At 60.8% G+C, this 3,733-nt stretch carries 4 protein-coding genes; 3 read left to right on the forward strand and 1 reads right to left on the reverse strand.

Annotated features, from left to right (window positions below):
• Positions 1–119 precede the first annotated feature (119 nt).
• Complete coding sequence (locus ABYW26_RS11880; RefSeq protein WP_372605105.1) at positions 120–590, forward strand: phasin, PhaP; 471 nt, start codon at positions 120–122, stop codon at positions 588–590.
• Between the two features lie 138 nt (positions 591–728).
• A complete protein-coding gene (gene phaR / locus ABYW26_RS11885; protein ID WP_372605106.1) occupies positions 729–1,289 on the forward strand; it encodes a polyhydroxyalkanoate synthesis repressor PhaR in 561 nt (186 codons plus the stop codon).
• A 73-nt stretch (positions 1,290–1,362) separates the two neighbouring features.
• Here phaR and ABYW26_RS11890 read toward each other — a convergent pair whose 3' ends face one another.
• On the reverse strand, positions 1,363–2,745 hold the full coding sequence (locus ABYW26_RS11890; protein WP_372605107.1) for an aminotransferase: 1,383 nt from the start codon (positions 2,743–2,745) through the stop codon (positions 1,363–1,365).
• A 157-nt stretch (positions 2,746–2,902) separates the two neighbouring features.
• Here ABYW26_RS11890 and ABYW26_RS11895 point away from each other — a divergent pair.
• Positions 2,903–3,733, forward strand: an 831-nt coding sequence (locus tag ABYW26_RS11895) for a LysR family transcriptional regulator (protein ID WP_372605108.1), incomplete at its 3' end; no start/stop codon positions are given.

Raw genomic sequence — 3,733 nt, forward strand, 5'->3', positions numbered from 1 at the left:
CAATTAAATTTATTCTGCACCGCAGCATTTTATTCTTGAAATGCTGCGGTGCAGCATGTATATAGTTTGTGCAAACACCGAAAACGGGCCCGCACCCGAAACTCACTGGAGATACTACAATGGCTAAGACCCAAGACTTCACCAAAATGGTTCAAGACATGCTGGCTGCTTTCCCGGTTGACCTGAGCTCGTTCCAACTGGACAACTCGGCTGCTTCGGAAGCCTTCAAAAACCAGGCCGCTCTGAGCGAAAAACTGTCGAAAGTGGTTCTGGAAGCCGCTGCCAAATCGAACGAACTGTCGTCGAAATGGACCAAAGACACCCTGACCAAACTGGGCACCCTGACCACCGTTAAATCGGAGCCGGCTGACTACACCAAAGCCCTGACCGATTTCGCTTCGACCTCGGCTGAAGCTGCTTCGGAAAACCTGGCTGCCTATGCCGAAATCGCCAAAAAAGTTCAGATGGAAACCGTCGAACTGATGCTGGCCGCCGGCAAAGACCTGCAAGCTGAAGCCACCGCCGTCGTGAAAAAAGCCACCGACGATGCGACCGCTGCCGCTAAAAAAGCGACCGCCGCTTCCAAGTAAGACCGACCTTTTGCATCGACCCTCCTCCCTGTCGATGTGATCGCGTAGAGCGGGCTTTCGAGCCCGCTCTTTCTTTTTGCTGCAACACCGCATAAAGTTCTCTGCGCTGCAACAAGAGTACCTATCGGGGAGGGTTACATGACGGAAGAAGAGACCAAGCCGCTGCTGATCAAGCGCTACGCCAGCCGCAGGCTTTATAATACGGAAACCAGCGACTACGTGACGCTGGAAGACATCGCGTCCTTCATCCGTGATGGCCGTGAGATTCAGATCGTCGATCTGAAAAGCGGTGACGACCTGACGCGGCAATATCTGCTGCAGATCATCGCCGAACATGAAAGCCGTGGCGAAAACATGCTGCCGGTGAACGTGCTGACCGATCTGGTGCGTGGCTATACCAATCAAGCGCAAAGCGTCGTGCCGCAGTTTCTGGCAATGAGCTTTGAAATGCTGCGCGAGGGCCAGACCAAGTTTCTGGACAATCTCGGCGTGCCGAACCCGATCCAAACCGTGCCGGGTTTCGATTTTGAAACGATCAAGAAACAGCAGCAGGCTTTTCTTAAGGCCATGACCGGCGCGTGGCCTGCAGCCTCCAGCAGCGTCGAAATGGAAGATAGTGAATCCACAGAGGACGATCTTGATGCCATAAAAAAGGAACTGGCCGAGCTTCAAAGTAAGCTGTCGAAGTTGGGCCAATAACCTTTCAGCGAATTCAAAAAAAGGGCCGCGCGGGAAACCGGGCGGCCCTTTCATTTTGTGGATAAGGCTTGGGTCAGGCGACCTCGGCAAAGACCTGTTTCAGGGCGGCCTCAAGTTTCTCGAACATCTCGTCCATCTGGGCATCTGTGATGATGAACGGCGGACACAGCACCACCGATTGCCCCAGCGGCCGACAGATCAGCCCGTGATCGGTGCAGGTGTTGGCGATGCGCTCAGAGACCGAAAGCGCGCCATCGAACGGCGTTTTGGTCGCCTTATCCTTCACCGCCTCCAGCGCCCCCATCAGGCCCTTGCCGCGCCATTCGCCGATATTCGGATGCTCGGCCAGCCGGGCCATGCCGGCTTCGAATTTCGGGGTCATGGCGCGGACGTTGTCGATCAGTGGCGCATTGCCGCTTTCGCCCTCCAGAATAACCTCAATCGCTTTCAGCGCGATGGCGCTGCCCACCGGGTGGCCCGAGGCGGTAAAGCCATGCGGGAATTCCTCGATCGCCTCGGCCGCATCCTGCAACCGGTCCGACAGATCCGGCCCAAGGATGATCGCCCCCATCGGGAAATAGCCGGCGGTCAGGTTTTTCGAGCTGATGATCGCATCGGGCATAAAGTCATAGGTCTCGCATCCCCAGACCCCGCCGGTGCGGCCAAAGCCACAGATCACCTCGTCCGCGATCAGCGGGATACCGTATTTGCGCAGGATCGGCGTGATCGCCTGAAAATAACCTTTTGAGGGCGGGATCGCGCCACCGGCCCCCATCACCGGCTCGGCAAAGAAAGCGGCAATCGTGTCGGCGCCTTCACGCTCAATCATGTCCTCTAGCTCGGTCGCCATGCGGGCGGTGAATTGCTCTTCGGTCTCGCCGGGGCGGCCCTCGCGCCAGTAATGCGGGCAGGTCAGGTGCAGAAAGCCGGGCAGGGGCAGGCCAAAGACGCTGTTATAGGGCTTGCCCGTTAGCGAGGCCGACACCGCCGTCACCCCGTGATAGGCATTGTTGCGGCTGATGAATTTCCGGCGCTGCGGCTGGCCTTCGGCGCCCGACAGGAACCACAGCATCTTGACCATGGTGTCATTCGCCTCGGACCCCGAGTTGGTATAGAACACCCGGCCCCGGTCGAACGGCGACACCTCGATCAGCTTTTCGTTCAGCAGCACGGTCTGATCCGACAGGCGCCCGAAAAACGCGTGATAGCCGGGCAGGCGGTTGTATTGCACCCGCGCCGCCTCGGCCAAACCGGCATGGCTGAACCCGGCGACCATGTTCCACAGGCCCGAATTGGCATCCAGAAACCGCCGCCCGTGGACATCAACCACATAGGGGCCGTCGCCATGGCTTAGAACCACCGCGCCGCGCTGATGCACCGACGGCAGATCGGTAAAGCCGTAAAAGGCGCTGGCGTCGGCGCGGGCTTCCCAGCTGTTGGCGGCGTCGTCTTGCATGATCGGAAACCTTTCGGAAATCTTCGGATGTTTTGCCCACGCTATCGCCGCGGTTTCGCCGGTGCAATCGCCCGTCGCAACTGGTGGCCAACGGGGCTGGTGCCGTTGCGTCAATCGCCCTAGTCTGACCCCGACGCGACAGGCAGAGGCAGATAGAATGGGGCACTCAAGCGGCCGGATCACCCTGCAAGGGATCGAAGCCTTCGTGGCCACGGCGACGGCCGGTTCGGTCTCGGCCGCCGCGCGCAGTCTGGGCAGCAGCCCCTCGGCGATCAGCCAGCATATCAGCGGACTCGAGGCCGCCTTGGGCGCGGCGCTGATCGACCGCACGACACGGCCGGTGTCCCTGACGCCCGCCGGACAGATCTTTCGCCGCCGCGCACAAGCCATCCTGTTCGAAGCCCAGCAAGCCCGCGCCGAAGTCGCCGCTCAGGATCTATCATCGCTGACCGACCTGCGCCTCGGCATGATCGAGGATTTCGATGCCGATGTGACACCGCGTCTGCTGACGGACATAGCCGAAGACCTGCGCACCTGCCATTTCCTGCTGGAAACCGGCGCCAGCCACCACCTGTCCGAGCAACTTGCGGCGCGGGCGCTGGACATGGTCGTCGCAGCCGAAACCGGCCCTTGCCCGGACTGGGCTGAATCCCATGCCCTGCTGCGCGAACCCTTCATCGCCGCCGTGCCGCGCGGGGCGCTGCACCCGGCGGGCGACCGCCTTGCGCAACTGACCGCCCTGCCGCTGATCCAATACACCCAGCGCCACCACATGGGCCGCCAGATCGCCGCGCATCTGGCCCGGCAGAACCTGACCCTCGCCCAACGGTTCGAACTGGACAGCTATCACGCCATCCTTGCCATGGTCGCCGCCGGGGCCGGCTGGACGATCCTGACGCCGCTGGGCTACTTGCGCGCGCAACGGTTCCACGATCAGGTCGATGTGCTGCCGCTGCCGTTCTCGCCGCTCAGCCGGACCATCACCCTG

The organism is Actibacterium sp. (assembly GCF_041584535.1).
GTDB lineage: Bacteria > Pseudomonadota > Alphaproteobacteria > Rhodobacterales > Rhodobacteraceae > Actibacterium_D.

Excerpts from the sequence above, each read along its gene's own strand:
- ABYW26_RS11880 (WP_372605105.1), top strand. The coding sequence starts at position 120 with ATGGCTAAGACCCAAGACTTCACCAAAATGGTTCAAGACATGCTGGCT.
- phaR (WP_372605106.1), top strand. The coding sequence starts at position 729 with ATGACGGAAGAAGAGACCAAGCCGCTGCTGATCAAGCGCTACGCCAGC.
- ABYW26_RS11890 (WP_372605107.1), bottom strand. The coding sequence starts at position 2,745 with ATGCAAGACGACGCCGCCAACAGCTGGGAAGCCCGCGCCGACGCCAGC.